At 29.0% G+C, this 868-nt stretch carries 1 protein-coding gene; it reads left to right on the plus strand.

Translation table 11 applies throughout. The features are described from left to right. A partial coding sequence (locus L21TH_RS07145; protein WP_205617971.1) for a DDE-type integrase/transposase/recombinase occupies positions 1-711 on the plus strand: 711 nt, incomplete at its 5' end. Between the last annotated feature and the right edge of the window lie 157 nt (positions 712-868).

The following is an 868-nucleotide window of genomic DNA, read 5'->3' on the forward strand; positions in this document are numbered from 1 at the left end:
GATATCTTTAATATAAAAGTATCTCATCAAACAGTCATTAATTATGCTCAGGCTACCGCCTATTATATGTCTGACTTTACTAAAAGTCATATTGATGATTTATCATCAATTCTATGTGGTGATGAAACCTACATAAGAGTTAAAGGTAAATGGAACTATATCTTTTTTATCCTTGATCCAGTAAAAAAGATAATTGTATCAAATCTAGTATCTAAAAGACGAGATACTTTATCAGCCTGCTCGGCAATTAAACAAGTAATCGACTGTTTTAAGAAGATTCCAAAGGATTTAACCTTTGTATTTGACGGCAACCCAATCTACAATCTTGCAAAACTGTTTTTCTTTGAAAACAATATTAATTTTGATATTAAAACAGTTGTTGGATTAACTAATGATGATAAAATATCAGCCGAATTTAGACCTTATAAACAATTCATAGAACGCCTTAACAGAACATTTAAAGATAATTATCGTCAAACTAATGGTTTTGGTTCTTATAATGGCGCAATATCATATGTTACGTTGTTTACAGCTTGGTTTAACTTCCTAAGGCCTCATTCGGCCATTAATGGTGATGTACCAATACAGTTAAAACAACTAAATAAATATTCAAATATGCCAGCCAAATGGGCAAAACTGATAGAATTAGCACAATTACATGCTATAGAAAATCAAAAACATAAAAGTAATACTTTTAAAAAAGTAGCTTGATAAAATATGAACCTTGACAATTTAATAATATAAATCTAATCTTAATTTACACCCTACGGGATATCTATGTCCTTTTTAGGGTAAACTTTTTAAAAATGTCATTTTAGAGTATATCCAATCTTTGCTCTAACTTTTCATAATTCTTTTTACACTACCT

The sequence above is a fragment of the Caldisalinibacter kiritimatiensis genome, from assembly GCF_000387765.1.
Lineage (GTDB): Bacteria > Bacillota > Clostridia > Tissierellales > Caldisalinibacteraceae > Caldisalinibacter > Caldisalinibacter kiritimatiensis.